The sequence below is a fragment of the Salmonella sp. 2020_1459 genome (assembly GCF_043847915.1).
Lineage (GTDB): Bacteria > Pseudomonadota > Gammaproteobacteria > Enterobacterales > Enterobacteriaceae > Salmonella > Salmonella enterica.
Genome location: NZ_JBCMFA010000004.1, coordinates 301,804 through 321,294, shown reverse-complemented (window position 1 = coordinate 321,294; position 19,491 = coordinate 301,804). Strand labels below are relative to the sequence as shown.

The following is a 19,491-nucleotide window of genomic DNA, read 5'->3' as shown; positions in this document are numbered from 1 at the left end:
GTCGATCTCTCCCAAAGGCTGTGCCACTATGCCGCTTCCTTAAAAAAGGAGGTGCGCGTATGGATACGTTGGACGAATTATTACCGCGTGAAAAAATGCTCAGATCCGGCATTGCTTCCCTCAGCGACGTGGAGTTGCTGGCGCTTTTTTTACGTACCGGCACGCCGGGAAAAGATGTTATGACGTTGGCAAAAGAGATATTGCAGCACTTTGGGTCGCTGTATGGCCTGCTGTCGGCGGACTTTGCGCAGTTTCGTGGCGTAAACGGCATCGGCCTGGCGAAATTCGCGCAGTTGAAAGGCATTGCTGAGCTGGCAAGGCGCTATTACAGCGTGCGCATGAATGAGGAAAGTGCGTTGCTGAGTCCGGAAATGACGCGGGAATTTCTGCAAAGCCAACTGACGGGCGAAGAGCGTGAGATCTTTCTGGTGATCTTCCTCGATGCCCAGCACCGGGTGCTTCAGCACAGCCGCCTGTTTTCCGGCACGCTTAACCACGTAGAGGTGCATCCGCGTGAGATTGTTCGGGAAGCGATTAAACTCAATGCTTCAGCGGTCATTCTGGCGCATAACCACCCTTCAGGCTGCGCAGAGCCAAGTAAAGCAGATAAACTTATCACTGAGCGCGTGATAAAGTGTTGCCAGTTTATGGATATCCGGGTGCTCGATCACCTGATAATTGGGCGCGGAGAGTACGTTTCTTTTGCCGAACGCGGCTGGATTTAAGATTCTTTGCGCGATCCATCGGGATCTTTGTCTGTTCGGGACTTGAGCATATCGCCGGGTCAGCGTATACTACGCCACCTTTGAGAATCTCGGGTTTGGCATTTGGGCCTGGCAATCGAGAGTTCAATAGAACTGCGCGATGACCAGGCTGTAAAGCCTGACGAGGCGCCGATACCCCATACGAAGCTCGAGCTAATTTGATTTTTGGAGAATAGACATGTCCCGAGTCTGCCAAGTTACTGGCAAGCGTCCGGTGACCGGTAACAACCGTTCCCACGCACTGAACGCGACTAAACGCCGTTTCCTGCCTAACCTGCACTCTCACCGTTTCTGGGTTGAGAGCGAGAAGCGTTTTGTCACCCTGCGTGTATCTGCTAAAGGTATGCGTATCATCGATAAAAAAGGCATCGAAACAGTTCTGTCTGAACTGCGTGCCCGTGGCGAAAAGTACTAAGTACTAAGAGGAAATAAATCATGGCTAAAGGTATTCGTGAGAAAATCAAGCTGGTTTCTTCTGCTGGTACTGGTCACTTCTATACCACTACGAAGAACAAACGTACTAAACCGGAAAAACTGGAACTGAAAAAATTCGATCCAGTTGTCCGTCAGCACGTGATCTACAAAGAAGCGAAAATCAAATAATTCTCGCTTTGATGTAACAAAAACCTCGCTTCGGCGGGGTTTTTTGTTTTCTGGCCGTCCCCATATTAATGAGACCTGCCACACAGCCGGAGACGTTATGCCTGAATTACCCGAAGTTGAAACCAGCCGCCGGGGTATTGAACCCCATTTAGTTGGCGCTACTATCCTGCACGCCCATATCCGTAACGGCCGTCTGCGCTGGCCGGTTTCAGATGAAATTTATCGTCTGAGCGATACACCCGTCCTTAGCGTTCAGCGTCGTGCTAAATATCTACTGCTGGAGCTGCCTGACGGCTGGATAATTATTCACCTGGGGATGTCGGGAAGCTTGCGGATACTGCCGGAAGCGCTGCCGGCGGAAAAGCACGACCATGTCGATTTGGTGATGAGCAACGGCAAAATTCTACGTTATACCGATCCTCGCCGCTTTGGCGCCTGGTTATGGACCAAAGAGCTGGAAGGGCATAACGTACTGGCGCATCTGGGACCGGAGCCGCTAAGCGATGAGTTTAATGGCGAATATTTGCAACAGAAATGCGCGAAGAAGAAGACGGCGATTAAACCCTGGCTGATGGATAACAAGCTGGTGGTCGGCGTGGGGAATATCTACGCCAGCGAGTCGCTGTTTGCCGCTGGTATTCACCCTGACCGCCTGGCGTCGTCACTCTCGACAGCGGAGTGCGACCTGCTGGCGCGGGTGATTAAAGCCGTTTTGCTGCGCTCTATTGAACAAGGCGGGACAACGCTGAAGGATTTTCTGCAAAGCGATGGGAAGCCGGGCTATTTTGCCCAGGAGTTGCAGGTGTACGGGCGCAAAGGCGAGCCGTGTCGGGTATGCGGTACGCCGATAGTCGCAACGAAACACGCACAGCGCGCGACGTTCTATTGCCGTCACTGTCAGAAGTAAAATGCCAGGCCCGGCAAGGTAGGAAACTTATTTCAACTTATCCATTAGCGCCTGATGCACATTGTCCGGCAGAAAGTGGGTCACATCGCCCTGATGGCGCGCCACTTCTTTGACCAGCGACGATGAAATAAACGACCACTCTTTGGACGGCATCAGGAAAACGCTTTCCAGTTGCGGCATCAGATGGCGATTCATATGCGCCAACTGCATTTCATATTCAAAATCCGCCACCGCGCGCAGACCACGAATCAGGATATTCGCCTGTCTGTCGCGGGCGAAATTGGCCATCAGGTCGCTAAAGCCTACCACCTCTACGTTACCCAGGTGTGCGGTCGCTTTTTGCGCCAGCGCCACACGTTCGTCCAGGGTGAACATGGGTTTCTTGCCGGGGCTGGCGGCGATAGCCAGAATGACATGGTCGAACATCTGCGTTGCGCGCGTCACAATATCGAGATGACCGTTAGTAATCGGATCAAACGTACCTGGATAAATCGCCCGTTTTTGCATGACAGTCCTCAATGCGTTTTCGGTGGCAGATAAGGTTCCAGCAGTTGCAGCAGACGCTGGAGCGCGCCCTGATTTTGATACAGCACTTCAACTGCGTGACGTCCGTAGAAATTACGATAATCAGCGTCGGTCAGTAAAGAGGAAACTTCTTTTGCCAGCGTAGCCGCATCGGTAATCGTGATAAGTCCGCTCGCCTGATCCAGACGGGCGCAAATATCTTTAAAGTTAAAGGTATGCGGACCCATCAGTACCGGAATCGCATGAGCGGCGGCCTCCAGCGGGTTATGACCGCCGCGTTCAACCAGCGAACCACCAACAAAGGCGAGATCGGCAATGCCATAGAGCAACATTAATTCGCCCATGGTATCGCCTACCACGACCTGGGTGCTGGCGGACGGTACTTCGCCCGAAGAACGAGTGATGTAGCTTAACCCTGCCTGACGCACAAGATTGATAGCATCCGGGAAACGCTCCGGATGGCGGGGCACCAGAATCAGTAATAAATTCGGGAATTGATGTAATAACGCCTGGTGAGCGGCGATAACGATACTCTCTTCGCCATCGTGGGTGCTGGTGGCAATCCAGACCGGACGGTGCGGCGCCCACTGGCGGCGTAGCGTAACGGCTTTAGCCGCCAGCTGCGGCGTAACTGAAATATCAAATTTCAGACTGCCGGTGACCGTGACCTGATTGTTCTTCGCGCCCAATGCCACAAAGCGTTCGCCATCTTCTTCGTTTTGCGCGGCAATCAGGGTGATACGGCGCAAGAGCGTACGGACAAACTTGCCAAGCTTCGCATAACCCGCGGCGGAGCGGGCGGAAAGCCGCGCATTAGCGATAACCAGCGGAATATGACGTTTGTGCAGCGCAGCAATCAGATTTGGCCAGAGCTCAGTCTCCATGATCAATACCAGCTTAGGATCAATCTTATTGAGGAAACGATTGAGCGCATCGGGCAAATCATAAGGCAAGTAAACGTGCTGAACATCGTTGCCAAAGGCGGACTGGACGCGCTCCGAGCCGGTCGGCGTCATGGTCGTTACGGTAATAGGCAGATCGGGATAGCGATGACGTAGAGCGCGGACCAATGGGATGGCCGCCAGAGTTTCGCCCACCGAGACGGAATGCAGCATGATTCCGCCCGGTTTCAACGGACGGCGGTAGAATCCGTAGCGTTCACCCCAGCGCTTACGATAGGCCGGCGCTTTACGTCCACGCACCCAAAGCCGTATCCAGATCAGAGGCTGAATAAGGTAGAGAAGAGCGGTGTAAAGCAATTCGAGCATAGTAAATAGCTGACTTATGGATGTGCTGGGGATTCTATGTATTTAGCCTGGGCTTTACCATTACTTTTCCCATTTTTGCGCCAAATTGGCTCAGAAGCGAGGATTCCAGGCGCTGAACCCCATTATTTTTGCATTTTTACGCAATCCATTGAAATTTGCCGCCCTTGTCGCCCCAGACAATGGGAATGACCATTCACAAGAGGGGGATAAATTATTATCTCTTTGAATTTATGATTAAAAAAATGATTGTGTATAAAAATTATTCGTATCGGATTGCTGCGAAAGAAGTGTTACACTAGCGCATCTAAAATGAGTGCGGTATTAGCCATCGGGTTGCTGTGAAGCCTGGGGCGGTAGCGTGCTTTTTTCTGCTTATTTATCCGGACAATTTCAACCAAAGAGTCGCTTGTGGAAAAGCCATTTCGAAGAATTCTGATTATAAAAATGCGTTTTCATGGAGACATGTTACTTACCACCCCTGTCATCAGCACGCTGAAGCAGAATTATCCCGATGCAAAAATCGATGTGCTTCTTTACCAGAACACCATACCGATATTGTCGGAAAATCCGGAGATTAATGCACTCTACGGCATCAGTAACAAAGGCGCAGGAACAAAAGAGAAGATCAAAAACGCGCTATCGCTAATCAAAAAATTGCGTGCTAACTCGTATGATCTGGTCGTCAATCTCACCGATCAGTGGAGCGTGGCGCTTATTGTGCGTTTTTTAAACGCAAAAATAAAAATCTCGCAGGATTTCGGTAATCGTCAGTCTGCTCTATGGAAAAAGAGCTTTACGCATTTAGTACCTTATGCGGGAGAACATGCTGTTGAGCGCACATTATCCGCGCTAAAGCCGTTAGCGCTAAAACAGTATGTCACGGAAACCACCATGAGCTATCGCCCGGAACATTGGGAAAACATGCGACAACAGCTCAAACAACTTGGTGTGACCCGACAATATGTTGTTATTCAGCCTACGGCACGGCAGCTATTTAAGTGCTGGGATAATGATAAATTCTCGCAGGTTATTGATGCCGTGCAGCGCCGCGGTTATCAAGTTGTACTGACGTCAGGCCCGGCCGCAGACGAGATGGCCTGCGTGGATGCTATTGCACGCGGCTGTGAAACAAAACCGGTTACTGGTCTGGCGGGTAAAACTCGCTTTCCTGAATTGGGCGCGTTGATTGACCATGCGGATCTCTTTATCGGCGTTGATTCGGCCCCTGGTCATATTGCCGCAGCAGTCAAAACGCCGGTCATTTGCCTTTTCGGCGCGACGGATCATGTGTTCTGGCGTCCCTGGACCGACGACATCATTCAGTTTTGGGCAGGCAATTATCAGCCGATGCCTGAACGGCATGAGCTTGATCGTAATAAAAAATACCTTTCCGTGATTCCGGCTGAAGATGTTATCGCCGCGACGGAAAAAATGCTGCCGCATGAGGCACGCACCATAGATTTGGACAGCCTGCTATGAGAGTTGCCTTTTGCTTATATAAGTATTTTCCTTTTGGCGGTCTGCAGCGTGATTTTATGCGCATTGCCCAAACCGTGGCGGCGCGAGGTCATCAGGTTCGTGTTTATACTCAGTCATGGGAAGGGGAATGCCCGGATAACTTTGAATTAATCCGCGTGCCGGTTAAATCCCGGACGAACCACGGTCGTAACGCAGAATATTATGCCTGGGTGCAACACCATTTGCGCGACCACCCTGTCGATCGGGTGGTTGGATTCAATAAGATGCCGGGCCTTGATGTGTATTACGCCGCAGACGTGTGTTATGCCGAAAAAGTCGCACAGGAAAAAGGTTTTTTCTATCGCCTGACATCACGCTATCGGCATTATGCTGCTTTTGAACGCGCCACGTTTGAACACGGCAAGCAGACGCAACTATTAATGCTGACGAATAAGCAGATTGCTGACTTCCAAAAACATTATCAGACTGAAGCGGAGCGTTTCCATATTCTTCCTCCGGGGATTTACCCGGACAGAAAATATAGTCAACAGATCCCGAACAGTCGTCAAATTTATCGTCAGAAAAATGGTATCTCAGAACAGCAAAAATTACTGTTGCAAGTAGGGTCTGACTTTACCCGTAAAGGTGTGGATCGCTCTATTGAAGCGCTGGCATCGCTACCCGAATCTTTACGGCAAAATACGGTGCTCTATGTTGTCGGGCAGGATAAGCCGAAGAAGTTTGCAGCACTGGCTGAAAGAAGCGGCGTCGGCACGAATGTGCATTTTTTCTCCGGACGTAATGATATCGCGGAGTTAATGGCGGCAGCCGACCTTTTACTGCACCCAGCCTATCAGGAAGCTGCTGGTATTGTTTTGCTGGAAGCCATTACTGCTGGTTTGCCGGTGCTGACAACCGCGGTGTGCGGTTATGCACATTATATTGTGGATGCAAACTGTGGCGAAGCGATGACGGAACCTTTTCGCCAGGATGCGCTAAATGAGGTTTTACTCAAAGTGCTGACACAGCCTTCCTTACGCAACGCCTGGGCTGAAAATGCGCGGTATTATGCTGATACCCAGGATTTATACAGCTTACCGGAGAAGGCCGCAGATATTATTACAGGTGATTTAGATGGTTGAGCTGAAAGCGCCGTTAACCACACTATGGCGCGGTAAAGATGCTTTTGAGGAAGTGAAAACGTTACAGGGCGAAGTGTTCAGAGAGCTGGAGACGCGTCGAACATTGCGGTTCGAGCTGGACGGCAAAAGTTACTTCCTGAAGTGGCATAAAGGCACTTCGCTGAAAGAAATTGTGAAGAACCTGATTTCGTTACGTATGCCTGTTTTGGGCGCTGACAGAGAATGGCACGCTATTCATCGTCTACATGAGCTGGGCGTTGATACGATGCACGGCGTTGGTTTTGGTGAAAAAGGCGTAAACCCGCTAACCAGAACATCATTTATTATCACCGAAGATTTAACGCCCACCATTAGCCTTGAAGACTACTGTGCTGACTGGGCTGTTAATCCACCGGACGCGCAGGTGAAGTGGATGATCATTAAGCGTGTTGCGACTATGGTACGTAAAATGCACGCCGGGGGAATTAACCATCGCGACTGTTATATTTGCCACTTTCTTCTGCATTTACCTTTCACTGGTCGCGAAGAGGATTTAAAAATCTCCGTAATTGACCTGCATCGCGCGCAGATACGTCAGCACGTTCCCCTTCGCTGGCGTGACAAAGATTTAATTGGGCTTTATTTTTCTTCAATGAATATTGGCCTGACTCAGCGAGATATATTCCGGTTTATGCGTGAGTATTTCTCTCTCCCCCTGCGAGAGATTTTGCAAAAAGAATCGGGGTTGATTCACCAGGCGGATGTTAAAGCCGCTCGAATTAAAGAAAGAACAATAAGAAAAAATCTGTAATTATAATAATTATGCACTCAGTGAGTAATTTATGAGTGAGACAAGGATAGACAGAATGTCTGACATTAAAAGTTATATTTCAAACCAAAAAAACATAATTCAACATGATGATTTTTTTGGAAGAAGACTGGACATTGCTCTTTGCTTTGATCATGGTTTTATAATGCCAGCAGGTGTGGCAATATATTCCATTATCGAAAATAATAAAGATATTGACTACGCCTTAAAGCAAAAAGAGAGATGTCAGGTAAAAATTACTCTATAGGGTTATATTACTATTTTTGCTATTTAATATCTAAAGTCTTTAGATTAAGGTTTTAACTCTGGGGTATATATGAAAATAGCATTTATTGGCGAAGCGGTATCTGGTTTTGGAGGGATGGAAACCGTTATTAGCAACGTTATCCATACGTTTGAAAATAGCTCTCCGAAAATCAACTGTGAAATGTTTTTCTTTTGTCGTAATGACAAAATGGATAAAGCATGGCTAAAAGAGATTAAATATGCGCAATCATTCTCAAATATAAAATTAAGTTTCCTTCGTCGAGCTAAGCATGTTTATAATTTTAGTCAATGGCTGAAAGAAACGTCACCAGATATTGTGATATGTATTGATGTCATCTCATGTCTTTATGCCAATAAAGCACGAAAGAAAAGTGGTAAACAGTTTACTATTTTCTCGTGGCCGCATTTTTCGCTCGACCATAAAAAACATGCAGAATGTATAACGTACGCGGATTATCATCTGGCCATCAGTAGTGGTATTAAAGAACAGATGATGGCACGGGGTATCTCAGCGCAAGATATTAGCGTCGTTTATAATCCTGTCTCTATTAAAACAATCATTGTGCCGCCGCCTGAGCGCGATAAACCCGCTGTATTTCTCTATGTAGGGCGTCTTAAATTTGAAGGGCAGAAAAGAGTTAAAGATTTATTTGATGGCTTAGCTCGTACGACAGGGGAATGGCAGCTACATATTATTGGTGATGGCTCAGATTTTGAAAAGTGCCAGGCCTATAGTCGGGAGCTTGGTATTGAGCAGCGTGTGATCTGGTATGGTTGGCAAAGAGCGCCGTGGCAAGTCGTACAGCAAAAAATAAAAAATATCACCGCGTTACTACTTACCTCTGCGTTTGAGGGATTTCCTATGACCCTGCTGGAAGCAATGTCATATGGAATTCCGTGTATTAGTTCTGATTGTATGTCTGGCCCGCGCGATATGATTAAACCCGGTTTGAATGGTGAGCTTTACACCCCGGGGGCTATAGATGATTTTGTAGGACACCTTAATCGTGTTATTTCTGGTGAAGTAAAATATCAGCATGATATTATTCCCGGCACGATTGAGAGATTTTACGATGTGCTATATTTTAAAAATTTTAATAATGCGATATTCTCGAAATTACAAAAGTGATCACTATGAGCAGAAAATATTTTGAAGAAGAAGTCATTCAACAGACTTTAGATTATAACTATGCACAACATAGTGATGCTGATAAATTTAATATAGCTTATGGGATTGATAAAAACTTTCTTTTTGGCTGTGGTGTCTCTATTGCATCGGTTCTCCTTGCTAACCCAGAGAAGGCGTTAGCTTTCCATGTTTTTACCGATTTCTTTGACTCTGAAGACCAGCAGCGATTTGAGGCATTAGCAAAACAGTACGCTACGCAGATTGTTGTTTACCTAATCGACTGTGAGCGCTTAAAATCGCTACCCAGTACCAAAAACTGGACCTATGCAACATACTTTAGATTCATTATCGCCGATTATTTTTCAGATAAAACAGATAGAATACTTTATCTGGATGCAGATATTGCATGTAAGGGGAGTATTCAGGAACTTATTGATCTTAATTTTGCTGAAAATGAGATTGCGGCTGTCGTTGCTGAAGGCGAGTTGGAATGGTGGACTAAGCGCTCGGTTAGCCTGGCAACGCCTGGGCTGGTTTCTGGCTATTTTAATGCCGGTTTTATTTTAATTAACATACCTCTTTGGACCGCAGAAAATATCTCTAAGAAAGCGATTGAAATGCTAAAAGATCCGGAGGTAGTACAGCGCATAACGCACCTTGATCAGGATGTATTAAATATATTGTTAGTGAATAAAGCGCGTTTTGTTGATAAAAAATTTAATACACAATTTAGTCTTAACTATGAATTAAAAGATTCAGTTATTAATCCAGTCGATGCTGAGACTGTATTTGTTCATTATATCGGACCAACGAAGCCCTGGCATAGTTGGGGGGCTTACCCTGTGTCACAATATTTTTTACAGGCTAAGAGCAACTCACCATGGTCTCATTGTGCACTTTTAAATCCAGTCACTAGCCATCAGTTACGTTATGCGGCAAAGCATATGTTTAATCAGAAGCATTATACTTCGGGTGTAAATTATTATATAGCCTACTTTAAACGTAAACTTCTTGAATAAAACCCATAGGTGATGTAATGGATTCATTTCCTGAGATAGAAATAGCTGAATATAAAGTTTTTGATGAAAGTAATAATAATAATGATGATAACGTATTAAACATTTCTTATGGCGTTGATGAAAACTATCTTGATGGTGTGGGGGTATCAATCGCTTCAGTTATATTAAACAATAATATCCCGCTCGCTTTTCACATTATTTGTGATTCATACTCCCCGTGTTTTGTAAAATATATAGAGCGTTTAGCCGTACAGCATCACATAAAAATTTCTCTTTATCTTATTAAAGTAGAAAGCCTTGAAGTATTGCCTCAAACTAAAGTATGGTCGAGAGCAATGTATTTTCGTTTATTTGCTTTCGATTATCTCAGCAAGAAGGTAAATACACTACTTTATTTGGATGCCGATGTTGTATGCAAAGGATCTTTGCAAGATCTTCTACAACTTGATTTGACAGAGAAGATTGCTGCGGTCGTAAAAGATGTTGATTCCATCCAGAATAAGGTAAATGAGAGATTAAGAGCATTTAATTTACAAGGTGGTTATTTTAACTCCGGCGTGGTTTTTGTTAACCTGAAATTATGGCAAGAGAATGCCTTAACTGAAAAGGCATTTTTACTTCTGGCAGGTAAAGAAGCTGACTCTTTTAAATATCCCGATCAGGATGTTTTGAATATTCTCCTACAGGACAAAGTCATTTTTCTACCGCGACCGTATAATACCATTTATACTATCAAAAGTGAGTTGAAAGATAAGTCACATAAAAAATATAGCAATATAATTAATGATAATACTGTTTTAATTCATTATACGGGCGCTACAAAACCATGGCATGCCTGGGCAAATTATCCTTCAGTTATCTATTATAAAAATGCACGACTGAACTCGCCCTGGAAAGATTTTCCCGCAAAAGATGCGCGTACCATAGTCGAATTTAAGAAGCGATATAAACATCTTCTCGTGCAAGGTCATTATTTTAAAGGCCTTCTGGCTGGAAGCGCATATCTTTATCGTAAACTTTTCCACAAATAATTCTCTTCCCTAAATCTCCATTATGATTATTGAAAAAAAGGTTAAAAACTATACCGTCTTTGTCAAAAAAGACGGTGAAAAATACATTGAGATATTCAAAGATTTTCTATCTTATAATCATCAGGTTATTAAAGTCTTCCGTAATATAGAAGATACAAAAGTTGTACTGATTAATACAGACTACGGAAAATATATTCTCAAAGTATTTAGCCCAAAAGTAAAAAATACTGAACGCTTTTTTAAATCGTTAGTAAAAGGGGATTACTACGAAAAGCTTTTTCATCAGACAGATCGTGTGCGGCGTGAAGGGTTTGCGGCGCTTAATGATTTTTACCTGCTGGCGGAAATTAAAACATTACGCTATGTAAAAACATACGTGATGATAATTGAGTATATTGAAGGTATTGAACTTGTTGATATGCCAGAAATTTCTGACGAAGTGAGAGGAAAAATCAAACAGTCGATATATTCTCTGCATCAGCATGGTATGGTTTCGGGCGATCCCCATAAAGGTAACTTTATCCTGCAAGGCAATGAGATCAGAATTATCGATTTGTCCGGAAAAAGACCTTCCAGACAACGAAAAGCAAAGGATCGTATTGATTTAGAAAGACATTATGGTATCAAAAATAATGTGAGAGATATCGGATTTTACTTATTGATTTATAAGAAAAAACTTCGAAATTTCTTGCGTCATATTAAGGGTAAGGAAAAGCGCTGAGCAATGTAGCACGTTTGGTTTAATTTAAGGGGCTGACTGACTTTTATTTGCTGCAGCGTTATGACATACTTGAGAGAATTTGAGATGTAATATTAGTTATTGAATATAACATTTATTTATAGGTTGCATGATAAACATACGAGTTTTTTATGGGCAGCGTTAACTTCATAACTCACGCCGATGTTCTGCAACTTATTGCGAAAAGAACGGCTGAAGATTGTATTATTTTTCTTTCTGGTCCTACGTCCAGAAAGACGCCGCTGTCCTTGTTACGAATGAAAGATGTCATTGCAGTCAATGGTTCTGTTCAATATTTGCTAAACAATAACGTCAAGCCATTTTTGTACCTTCTGACGGATGTTCGCTTCCTCCATCGCCGGCGCGAAGATTTTTATAACTTTAGCCGTAACAGTCAGTTTACTATCGTCAATCTTGATGTGTACGAACAGGCTTCAGTGGATGATCAAAAATATATTGAAGAAAACTGTTTAATTATTCGCTCCTTTTATCGCCGAGAAAAAGGGGGCTTTTTAAAGAAAATTAAATTTAATATCCTCAAGCGGGTTCATAAAGCATTACTTATTTCAGTTCCTCTTTCGAAAAGAGGGCGACTGGCTGGATTTTGCAAGGATATCAGCATCGGGTATTGCTCTTGCCATACTATTGCTTATACCGCTATTCAAGTTGCCTATTCCCTTAAGTATGGTCGTATTATATGTTCTGGGCTTGACTTAACAGGGAGTTGCCCACGTTTCTATGACGAATCTACCAGCCCTATGCCATCTGAGCTTAGTAAAGACCTGTTTAAAATACTGCCATTTTTTACTTTTATGAGAAAAAATGTGAGTGATTTAAATATCTTTAATTTATCAGATGATACTGCAATTCATTACGATATTATTCCATATATTACAGCCTCGGAGCTTGAGGATGAAATATATTACGATAAAATTGTCTAGACACTAGATAAATCATTATTTTGCGTTGCTTCGGCACGCATTTCTTTTTCTATAACATTTCTTTTTCTATAAAGTTAACTATTCTGGATTATAGCTATTATGATTAAAAAAATCATATTTACTGTTACTCCTATATTTTCAATTCCTCCTCGTGGTGCGGCTGCGGTAGAAACCTGGATTTACCAGGTTGCAAAACGACTATCAATACCGAGTGCTATTGCTTGTATAAAGAATGCTGGCTATCCTGAATATAATAAAATAAACGATAACTGTGATATTCATTACATTGGCTTTAGTAAAGTTTATAAGCGTCTTTTTCAGAAATGGACTCGTCTCGACCCACTACCCTATTCCCAGCGCGTCCTTAATATTAGAGATAAAGTGACTACCCAGGAAGATAGCGTCATTGTTATTCATAATAGTATGAAACTGTATCGGCAGATCAGAGAGCGCAATCCGAATGCAAAACTGGTTATGCACATGCATAACGCGTTTGAACCAGAACTTCCTGATAACGATGCAAAAATTATCGTGCCCAGTCAGTTTCTTAAAGCGTTTTATGAAGAAAGATTGCCCGCCGCTGCTGTTAGTATTGTGCCTAATGGTTTTTGTGCTGAGACTTATAAAAGAAACCCACAAGATAATCTTCGTCAGCAATTAAATATTGCGGAAGATGCCACCGTTCTCTTATATGCCGGGAGAATTTCGCCTGATAAAGGCATCCTGTTGCTTTTGCAGGCGTTCAAACAATTACGTACCTTAAGAAGTAATATTAAACTTGTCGTTGTTGGCGACCCTTATGCAAGCCGCAAGGGTGAAAAAGCAGAGTATCAAAAGAAAGTACTGGACGCCGCAAAAGAGATTGGAACGGATTGTATTATGGCTGGGGGGCAATCTCCTGACCAGATGCATAACTTCTATCATATAGCCGATCTGGTTATTGTGCCATCTCAGGTTGAAGAAGCATTTTGCATGGTGGCTGTAGAAGCGATGGCAGCAGGAAAAGCGGTTCTTGCCAGCAAAAAAGGGGGGATTAGCGAATTTGTGTTAGATGGCATAACGGGCTATCACCTCGCAGAGCCTATGTCGAGCGACAGTATAATTAATGATATTAACCGTGCGCTTGCTGATAAGGAACGCCACCAGATTGCCGAAAAAGCAAAATCCCTGGTGTTTTCAAAATACAGTTGGGAAAATGTAGCGCAGCGTTTCGAGGAACAAATGAAAAGCTGGTTTGATAAGTGATTGAGTTCTGATGATGAAAAACGCGCTGATACCGTAATAAGTATCAGCGCGTTTTTTTATCTATTTCTTAGCGCCAGCAGAAAACCAGTAATGATACCAATTTGAGCAATATCGACCTGTTCAAAATTGCCACGAACGATATAAAAACCGACGAAAGATAAAAATAGCAAGAGATGAGCATTGTAGGGGCTTATCTCTACTTTCCTGAAGGTAGAGCTGGCTGTTTCCCTGATGATAGCGCCATATAAATAGGCCAGGCTCGCCAGACCTAATATGCCTGCACTAAACCAGATGTACAGAATGGTATTATGCGGACCGATAGATTCTTTAAAGGTCCACGTTGGATAATCGACAACGCGTTTATTATAAACACTATCATACACATCATTACCATAGCCGTAGCCCTTGATCGGGTTTTCCTGAATCAGTATCCACGCGGTGCCCTGCGTTCCGTTAGTATAACGATATGAGCTATCTGTCTGCTGTAATTTATACAGTAGTCGCTCCTGATCCGGTTTATGGCTTTGCTGAGTGATAACTAAAACGCCAGCAATAACCAGGATAGCAGCGCCAATTCCCATTAGTTTCCACTGGCGGTTCAAAATCGCCCATAAAACGCCCACCACTAAAACTGCCAGCCATGCTCCCCGCGACAAGGTGCCTAACATTAAAAATAAGTAGACGGCGCTCAGCGCAAAGAAAGCGAGTTTGAGCGATGTTTTTCTGAATAGCCAGATATTCAACAATGCCGGGAACAGAAATACCATTGAATCAGATATATGTCGATGGTCATAGTTTGTAAATGGCATCACCCCCCTGGAATAGTCCTGAATATAAAAGACAATTTCTACCAGCGAACGTAATCCTAAACTTGTTAAAAAGGAGAAAAGTACTATTTTCGCAACCGTTTCTTTTGTTTCATCTTTTAATAGTACGGGGATTAATAAAGTATATAATAAGAAACCCTCCAGTACCGTATTTTCAAATTCCTTGAAACTTTCTTTCATATCTGGCGATATGAGTATGGAATAAACAAGGATTAATGATAATACTGCTACGCTATAAAATACGCTATTTTTGAAAAGAGGAGAAAAACTTTTCGGTGAGCGTGAGACCTGATAAATCGCGGTGATAACCATAAGTATGATTATCAAATGTTTATAACGCGTAATACCATCCAGAAAATACGTAGCAACAAAAAGAAAAACCAGCGCTTTATTCCAGATCGGCTTCCATTTCTCTTTATTTAACGTTAATGATGTGGTTAGCATCTTTTCTCCACAATAGGTTTGGGATGAGACAGAGTCTCTTTAATGAATCTTTCCAAATACGCTTGTGGCATCTAAATTCGCCAGGTTCTGTTCTGGTGAGCAGCATGCCATTTGGTTCTTCCCATAACCTCCAATTAACCCAGGGTCCGTTGGGCCATATAGCGTAATATTCGGTCTGTCGAGCGCGGCGGTGAGATGGCTCAGGCCGGTATCAACCGATACGACAAATTTTGCGCCAGCCAGCACTCTGGCGACCTCCTCCAGGCTCATGCGCGGTAACACATCCACATAGTCAAAGCCTTCGGCCAGTCGTTTAGCCCGGGCCTCCTCATGAGGCGCGCCCCAGGGAAGTTTTATCCGTAATCCGGTGTTGCCCACCATACCGATAAGCTCGCGCCAGTTTGCTTCCGGCCAGTGTTTATCATCGCGGGTCGTGGCATGTAAAAACACCGCATACGGATCGCTAACCGCCTGCTGGCAATGCAGAAAATGTTTTGCGATGGCATAATCGCCCTGCGACTGCGGTTTATCGTATCCCAGGCTTTTGGCGAACAGCTCGCGCGTCCGTTCAACCGCATGTTGTTGCTTTGCGATATGGTGTTTACGGTTATAGAACAGGCTGGCCAGCGGTTCGCGGGCGGTACTCCAGTCCATACCGTGCTTTATCCCATGCGCCAGACGCGTCACCAGCGCCGCGCTTTTCACCAGCCCCTGCGCATCAATCACAGCGTCGTATTGGTATGCGCATACCGCCCGATGAAAGGCTGTGCGTTCCGCTTTAATGGGCGCGGAAAACCAGGCTTTGCGCCAACGGCGAATAGCGACGGGAATCACGCGATCGACAGCACTGTGCCAGGACGGAATTTGCGCAAACCCTTCTTCGACAACCCAATCAAATTGAATCCCCGGAATCGCCTGTTGCGCGTCGGTAAGCGCAGGCAGGGTATGTAATACGTCGCCCATCGATGATGTTTTAACGATCAAAACCCGCATTAAACGCCCTCTTCCGACAACAGCGAATGAAGCTCTTCCAGAACCCGCTGCGGCGTGATATCGATCAGGCTCTGGTGATAGCCTTGCGCCGTATCGCCTTTACGCACTTTGTGATAACCCGTAATGAGACGAATCACCCGGGCCTTATGAGACAGCGGTGGCGTGAAATCCGGGCTACTTGGGCCATACAAGGCGACCAGCGGGCGGTCGAGCGCCGCCGCGACGTGCATCAGCCCGGAATCGTTGGTGACGATGGCTTTACAGGCGGCTATCAGAATGACGGCCTGTTCCAGCTGGGTTTCCCCCGCCAGGTTGCGACACCATGCCTGCTGCTCGCTATTCAGCGCCGCCAGGATCTCATTTCCGGCTTCATGGTCTTTTGCCGAGCCAAACAGTACGACCTGGTACCCTTCGTTAATGAGCTGCTTTGCCAGTTCGGCGTAGTGATAGTGCGGCCAACGTTTTGCCGGGCCAAATTCCGCGCCGGGGCAAAAGCCGATCAGAGGACGTTCAGAAGATAGTGAAAAGTCGCTGCACATCAGCGACTTTTCACCCTCGCTAACCTGGAGCTGTGGCCAGAGTAGCGGCTGCGGCAGATCTTTCGCCGTGCGCATCACGCCCTTGTCATAGGCCAGCGCCACGTAGCGCTCCACCATCAGCGGCCAGGCGTCTTTATCAAGGACGCGCGCATCGTTCAGCAGGCCATAGCGCATTTCGCCGCGCCAGCCGGTACGGTGCGGGATATTGGCAAAGAAAGGAATCAGCGCCGATTTAAACGAATTTGGCAGCACCCAGGCGCGATCGTAGCGCTTCTCTCGCAGGCTATGGCCCAATCTGCGGCGCTCGCCGATTTCCAGCGCGCCGTGGCCCAGCGGCATGGGTATCGCCTCGTTAACTTCCGGCATACGCGATAATAACGGACGACACCAGGCTGGCGCCATCACGTCGATTATCGCCTGGGGATAGCGCGCTTTAAGCGTGCGATAGAGACTTTGCGACATCATCATGTCGCCCACCCAGGACGGGCCAATGACCAAAATTTTCATACTTACGCGTCGCGGTTCAGCCAGGCCATATACTCCGTGACGCCTTCGGCGACGGTCTTAAAGGGTTTGTCGTAGCCCGCGTTGCGCAGATTGGTTAAATCCGCCTGCGTAAACGCCTGATAGCGACCTTTCAGCTTATCCGGGAACGGAATGTATTCAATGCTACCTTTTTTATGGTATGCCAGCGTCGCGTCGGCGACGGCCTGGAAAGATTCCGCACGGCCTGTGCCCAGGTTAAAGATGCCGGACTTGCCGCTTTCCAGGAACCACAGGTTAACGGCGGCCACATCGCCCACGTAAACGAAGTCGCGCTTGAAGTTTTCGCTGCCTTCAAACAGTTTCGGGCTTTCGCCGTTGTTTAACTGTGTATTCAGATGAAATGCCACGCTTGCCATGCTGCCTTTATGGCCTTCACGTGGTCCATAGACGTTGAAATAGCGGAAACCGACAATCTGCGAGTTCGCTTCTGGCAGGATCTGGCGCACATATTCATCAAACAGGAATTTAGAATAGCCGTAAACGTTAAGCGGTTTTTCGTATTCGCGCGATTCGATGAAATCAGACGTGCGACCGCCATAGGTGGCGGCAGAAGAGGCATAGAGGAACGGGATTTCGCGCTCAAGACAATAGTGCAGCAGCTCTTTGGAGTATTGATAGTTATTATCCATCATATACTTGCCGTCCCACTCGGTGGTGGAAGAGCAGGCGCCTTCATGGAAAATAGCTTCGATATCGCCGAGCTCTTCTCCGGACATAATCTGGATCAGGAAATCTTCCTTATCCATATAGTCAGCAATGTTCAGATCCACCAGGTTTACAAACTTGGTGCCGTCTTTCAGGTTATCCACCACCAGAATATCGGTGATACCTTTATCATTCAGGGCCTTAACGATATTGCTGCCGATAAAGCCCGCGCCGCCGGTAACGATGATCATAACTGTAACCTTTGAATTATGGTGTCAGAGACTGTCTCAGACATGAATGCTCTTATCATAACACTATTCATCCATTCACTGATAACCCGTGAGGATACGCGTGATTTATGCTGCATTTTAAAGAAGTGATGACGCGTCATCTCGTATCAACGTATCGCTTTGGGTAATATGTGCTGAAATTTGCCCAGTCTGGAGAATCGCAATGCGTGGGGATTTTTACAAACAGTTAACCAACGATCTGGAAACCGCCCGGGTGGAAGGATTGTTTAAAGAAGAGCGCATTATTACATCTGCGCAGCAGGCGGATATCACCGTGGCGGATGGAAGCCACGTTATTAACTTTTGCGCCAATAACTACCTCGGGCTGGCGAATCACCCTGAGCTGATTAATGCCGCAAAAGCGGGTATGGACAGCCACGGTTTCGGTATGGCGTCCGTGCGTTTTATCTGCGGCACCCAGGATAGCCACAAAGCGCTGGAGCAAAAGCTGGCAAGCTTCCTCGGCATGGAAGATGCGATTCTGTATTCCTCCTGTTTCGACGCTAACGGCGGCTTGTTTGAGACGTTGCTGGGCGCGGAAGACGCCATTATCTCCGACGCGCTGAACCACGCGTCTATCATTGACGGCGTGCGTTTGTGTAAAGCGAAGCGTTATCGCTATGCCAACAACGATATGGCTGAGCTGGAAGCGCGGCTGAAAGAGGCGCGTGAGGCCGGCGCGCGTCATGTCCTGATCGCCACCGACGGGGTGTTCTCAATGGATGGCGTCATCGCCAATCTGAAAGGCGTCTGTGATCTGGCCGATAAATACGATGCGCTGGTGATGGTTGATGATTCTCACGCGGTAGGCTTTGTCGGCGAAAACGGTCGTGGTTCCCATGAATACTGCGACGTAATGGGCCGCGTAGATATTATTACCGGTACGCTGGGCAAAGCGTTAGGCGGCGCATCCGGCGGCTATACCGCGGCGCGTAAAGAGGTCGTTGAGTGGTTGCGTCAGCGTTCCCGCCCATATCTGTTCTCCAACTCCCTGGCGCCGGCGATCGTGGCGGCTTCTATTAAAGTGTTAGAGATGGTGGAAGCGGGCGCAGAACTGCGCGATCGCTTGTGGGCGAACGCCCGGCAGTTCCGTGAGCAGATGTCTGCCGCGGGATTTACGCTGGCAGGCGCGGATCACGCCATCATCCCGGTAATGCTGGGAGATGCGGTTGTCGCGCAGAAATTTGCCCGCGAACTGCAAAAAGAGGGCATTTACGTTACCGGTTTCTTCTATCCGGTCGTACCAAAAGGTCAGGCGCGTATTCGTACCCAGATGTCTGCGGCGCATACGCCTGAGCAAATTACGCGTGCGGTAGACGCGTTCACGCGTATTGGTAAACAACTGGGCGTGATTGCCTGAG

The 19,491-nt window shown here is 46.2% G+C and carries 20 protein-coding genes and 1 pseudogene; 15 read left to right on the top strand and 6 right to left on the bottom strand.

The window, feature by feature from the left end:
- Nucleotides 1-59 precede the first annotated feature (59 nt).
- From radC to mutM, 4 genes are all read left to right on the top strand, one after another.
- Nucleotides 60-725, top strand: a complete 666-nt coding sequence (gene radC, locus ACH0VJ_RS13350) for a DNA repair protein RadC (protein WP_000380129.1) — start codon at nucleotides 60-62, stop codon at nucleotides 723-725.
- 217 nt (nucleotides 726-942) lie between these two features.
- On the top strand, nucleotides 943-1,179 hold the full coding sequence (gene rpmB / locus ACH0VJ_RS13345; RefSeq protein WP_001519051.1) for a 50S ribosomal protein L28: 237 nt from the start codon (nucleotides 943-945) through the stop codon (nucleotides 1,177-1,179).
- Between the two features lie 20 nt (nucleotides 1,180-1,199).
- Nucleotides 1,200-1,367, top strand: a complete 168-nt coding sequence (gene rpmG / locus ACH0VJ_RS13340; RefSeq protein WP_001051798.1) for a 50S ribosomal protein L33 — start codon at nucleotides 1,200-1,202, stop codon at nucleotides 1,365-1,367.
- Nucleotides 1,368-1,464: 97 nt separating this feature from the next.
- Nucleotides 1,465-2,274, top strand: a complete 810-nt coding sequence (gene mutM, locus ACH0VJ_RS13335) for a bifunctional DNA-formamidopyrimidine glycosylase/DNA-(apurinic or apyrimidinic site) lyase (protein ID WP_001114507.1) — start codon at nucleotides 1,465-1,467, stop codon at nucleotides 2,272-2,274.
- Nucleotides 2,275-2,301: 27 nt separating this feature from the next.
- On the opposite strand, the gene coaD is transcribed toward mutM, so the two are convergent.
- Nucleotides 2,302-2,781 (bottom strand): pantetheine-phosphate adenylyltransferase, encoded by a 480-nt coding sequence (coaD, locus tag ACH0VJ_RS13330; RefSeq protein ID WP_001171884.1) that lies wholly within the window; start codon nucleotides 2,779-2,781, stop codon nucleotides 2,302-2,304.
- Nucleotides 2,782-2,789: 8 nt separating this feature from the next.
- Nucleotides 2,790-4,067: a lipid IV(A) 3-deoxy-D-manno-octulosonic acid transferase gene (gene waaA / locus ACH0VJ_RS13325; RefSeq protein ID WP_000891582.1), complete on the bottom strand. Its 1,278-nt coding sequence runs from the start codon at nucleotides 4,065-4,067 to the stop codon at nucleotides 2,790-2,792.
- Between the two features lie 408 nt (nucleotides 4,068-4,475).
- Between waaA and rfaQ the strand changes: the two genes are divergently transcribed.
- The 10 genes and pseudogenes from rfaQ to ACH0VJ_RS13275 all read left to right on the top strand — a co-directional run bounded on the left by rfaQ (nucleotide 4,476) and on the right by ACH0VJ_RS13275 (nucleotide 13,846).
- On the top strand, nucleotides 4,476-5,546 hold the full coding sequence (gene rfaQ / locus ACH0VJ_RS13320) for a lipopolysaccharide core heptosyltransferase RfaQ (RefSeq protein ID WP_001526672.1): 1,071 nt from the start codon (nucleotides 4,476-4,478) through the stop codon (nucleotides 5,544-5,546).
- Nucleotides 5,543-6,667 (top strand): glycosyltransferase family 4 protein, encoded by a 1,125-nt coding sequence (locus ACH0VJ_RS13315; protein WP_001261582.1) that lies wholly within the window; start codon nucleotides 5,543-5,545, stop codon nucleotides 6,665-6,667. Before rfaQ ends, ACH0VJ_RS13315 begins: the two co-directional genes overlap by 4 nt.
- Nucleotides 6,660-7,457, top strand: a complete 798-nt coding sequence (gene rfaP / locus ACH0VJ_RS13310; RefSeq protein ID WP_000229825.1) for a lipopolysaccharide core heptose(I) kinase RfaP — start codon at nucleotides 6,660-6,662, stop codon at nucleotides 7,455-7,457. Before ACH0VJ_RS13315 ends, rfaP begins: the two co-directional genes overlap by 8 nt.
- Nucleotides 7,458-7,512: 55 nt before the next feature.
- Nucleotides 7,513-7,674 (top strand): annotated as a pseudogene (locus ACH0VJ_RS13305) (glycosyltransferase family 8 protein); the annotation flags it as partial.
- Nucleotides 7,675-7,791: 117 nt separating this feature from the next.
- Nucleotides 7,792-8,871 carry a lipopolysaccharide 1,6-galactosyltransferase gene (gene waaB / locus ACH0VJ_RS13300; protein ID WP_000683981.1) on the top strand — a complete coding sequence of 360 codons (1,080 nt, stop codon included), beginning with the start codon at nucleotides 7,792-7,794 and terminating at the stop codon, nucleotides 8,869-8,871.
- Nucleotides 8,872-8,876: 5 nt separating this feature from the next.
- The gene (waaO, locus tag ACH0VJ_RS13295; protein ID WP_000088477.1) at nucleotides 8,877-9,890 is read left to right on the top strand and encodes a lipopolysaccharide 3-alpha-galactosyltransferase; all 1,014 of its coding nucleotides are present in this window, start codon (nucleotides 8,877-8,879) and stop codon (nucleotides 9,888-9,890) included.
- Nucleotides 9,891-9,907: 17 nt separating this feature from the next.
- Nucleotides 9,908-10,921, top strand: coding sequence for a lipopolysaccharide 1,2-glucosyltransferase RfaJ (gene rfaJ / locus ACH0VJ_RS13290; protein WP_000376871.1), 1,014 nt, complete (start codon nucleotides 9,908-9,910; stop codon nucleotides 10,919-10,921).
- Between the two features lie 22 nt (nucleotides 10,922-10,943).
- A complete protein-coding gene (gene rfaY, locus ACH0VJ_RS13285) occupies nucleotides 10,944-11,642 on the top strand; it encodes a lipopolysaccharide core heptose(II) kinase RfaY (RefSeq protein ID WP_000582819.1) in 699 nt (232 codons plus the stop codon).
- A 149-nt stretch (nucleotides 11,643-11,791) separates the two neighbouring features.
- Complete coding sequence (waaZ, locus tag ACH0VJ_RS13280; RefSeq protein ID WP_000536017.1) at nucleotides 11,792-12,601, top strand: 3-deoxy-D-manno-oct-2-ulosonate III transferase WaaZ; 810 nt, start codon at nucleotides 11,792-11,794, stop codon at nucleotides 12,599-12,601.
- Nucleotides 12,602-12,700: 99 nt separating this feature from the next.
- Complete coding sequence (locus ACH0VJ_RS13275; RefSeq protein ID WP_000591830.1) at nucleotides 12,701-13,846, top strand: lipopolysaccharide N-acetylglucosaminyltransferase; 1,146 nt, start codon at nucleotides 12,701-12,703, stop codon at nucleotides 13,844-13,846.
- 56 nt (nucleotides 13,847-13,902) lie between these two features.
- Here ACH0VJ_RS13275 and rfaL read toward each other — a convergent pair whose 3' ends face one another.
- The 4 genes from rfaL to rfaD are packed head-to-tail and all read right to left on the bottom strand — an operon-like array spanning nucleotide 13,903 to nucleotide 18,091.
- Nucleotides 13,903-15,117, bottom strand: a complete 1,215-nt coding sequence (gene rfaL, locus ACH0VJ_RS13270) for an O-antigen ligase RfaL (protein ID WP_000958471.1) — start codon at nucleotides 15,115-15,117, stop codon at nucleotides 13,903-13,905.
- Between the two features lie 39 nt (nucleotides 15,118-15,156).
- A complete protein-coding gene (rfaC, locus tag ACH0VJ_RS13265; protein ID WP_001264617.1) occupies nucleotides 15,157-16,110 on the bottom strand; it encodes a lipopolysaccharide heptosyltransferase RfaC in 954 nt (317 codons plus the stop codon).
- Nucleotides 16,110-17,156, bottom strand: coding sequence for an ADP-heptose--LPS heptosyltransferase RfaF (gene rfaF, locus ACH0VJ_RS13260; protein WP_000699196.1), 1,047 nt, complete (start codon nucleotides 17,154-17,156; stop codon nucleotides 16,110-16,112). Before rfaF ends, rfaC begins: the two co-directional genes overlap by 1 nt.
- A 2-nt stretch (nucleotides 17,157-17,158) precedes the next feature.
- Complete coding sequence (gene rfaD, locus ACH0VJ_RS13255; RefSeq protein WP_000587771.1) at nucleotides 17,159-18,091, bottom strand: ADP-glyceromanno-heptose 6-epimerase; 933 nt, start codon at nucleotides 18,089-18,091, stop codon at nucleotides 17,159-17,161.
- Between the two features lie 202 nt (nucleotides 18,092-18,293).
- Here rfaD and kbl point away from each other — a divergent pair, with 202 nt between their 5' ends.
- Entirely contained in the window at nucleotides 18,294-19,490 is a 1,197-nt protein-coding gene (gene kbl, locus ACH0VJ_RS13250) for a glycine C-acetyltransferase (protein WP_001213800.1), read from the top strand.
- Nucleotide 19,491 lies beyond the last annotated feature (1 nt).

Coding starts and splice junctions, on each gene's coding strand:
- rpmB (WP_001519051.1), top strand. CDS start 943: ATGTCCCGAGTCTGCCAAGTTACTGGCAAGCGTCCGGTGACCGGTAAC.
- waaO (WP_000088477.1), top strand. CDS start 8,877: ATGAGCAGAAAATATTTTGAAGAAGAAGTCATTCAACAGACTTTAGAT.
- waaZ (WP_000536017.1), top strand. CDS start 11,792: ATGGGCAGCGTTAACTTCATAACTCACGCCGATGTTCTGCAACTTATT.
- waaB (WP_000683981.1), top strand. CDS start 7,792: ATGAAAATAGCATTTATTGGCGAAGCGGTATCTGGTTTTGGAGGGATG.
- rfaC (WP_001264617.1), bottom strand. CDS start 16,110: ATGCGGGTTTTGATCGTTAAAACATCATCGATGGGCGACGTATTACAT.
- rfaJ (WP_000376871.1), top strand. CDS start 9,908: ATGGATTCATTTCCTGAGATAGAAATAGCTGAATATAAAGTTTTTGAT.
- ACH0VJ_RS13315 (WP_001261582.1), top strand. CDS start 5,543: ATGAGAGTTGCCTTTTGCTTATATAAGTATTTTCCTTTTGGCGGTCTG.
- rfaP (WP_000229825.1), top strand. CDS start 6,660: ATGGTTGAGCTGAAAGCGCCGTTAACCACACTATGGCGCGGTAAAGAT.
- ACH0VJ_RS13275 (WP_000591830.1), top strand. CDS start 12,701: ATGATTAAAAAAATCATATTTACTGTTACTCCTATATTTTCAATTCCT.
- rfaF (WP_000699196.1), bottom strand. CDS start 17,156: ATGAAAATTTTGGTCATTGGCCCGTCCTGGGTGGGCGACATGATGATG.
- radC (WP_000380129.1), top strand. CDS start 60: ATGGATACGTTGGACGAATTATTACCGCGTGAAAAAATGCTCAGATCC.
- mutM (WP_001114507.1), top strand. CDS start 1,465: ATGCCTGAATTACCCGAAGTTGAAACCAGCCGCCGGGGTATTGAACCC.
- rfaL (WP_000958471.1), bottom strand. CDS start 15,117: ATGCTAACCACATCATTAACGTTAAATAAAGAGAAATGGAAGCCGATC.
- coaD (WP_001171884.1), bottom strand. CDS start 2,781: ATGCAAAAACGGGCGATTTATCCAGGTACGTTTGATCCGATTACTAAC.
- rfaY (WP_000582819.1), top strand. CDS start 10,944: ATGATTATTGAAAAAAAGGTTAAAAACTATACCGTCTTTGTCAAAAAA.
- waaA (WP_000891582.1), bottom strand. CDS start 4,067: ATGCTCGAATTGCTTTACACCGCTCTTCTCTACCTTATTCAGCCTCTG.
- kbl (WP_001213800.1), top strand. CDS start 18,294: ATGCGTGGGGATTTTTACAAACAGTTAACCAACGATCTGGAAACCGCC.
- rfaD (WP_000587771.1), bottom strand. CDS start 18,091: ATGATCATCGTTACCGGCGGCGCGGGCTTTATCGGCAGCAATATCGTT.
- rpmG (WP_001051798.1), top strand. CDS start 1,200: ATGGCTAAAGGTATTCGTGAGAAAATCAAGCTGGTTTCTTCTGCTGGT.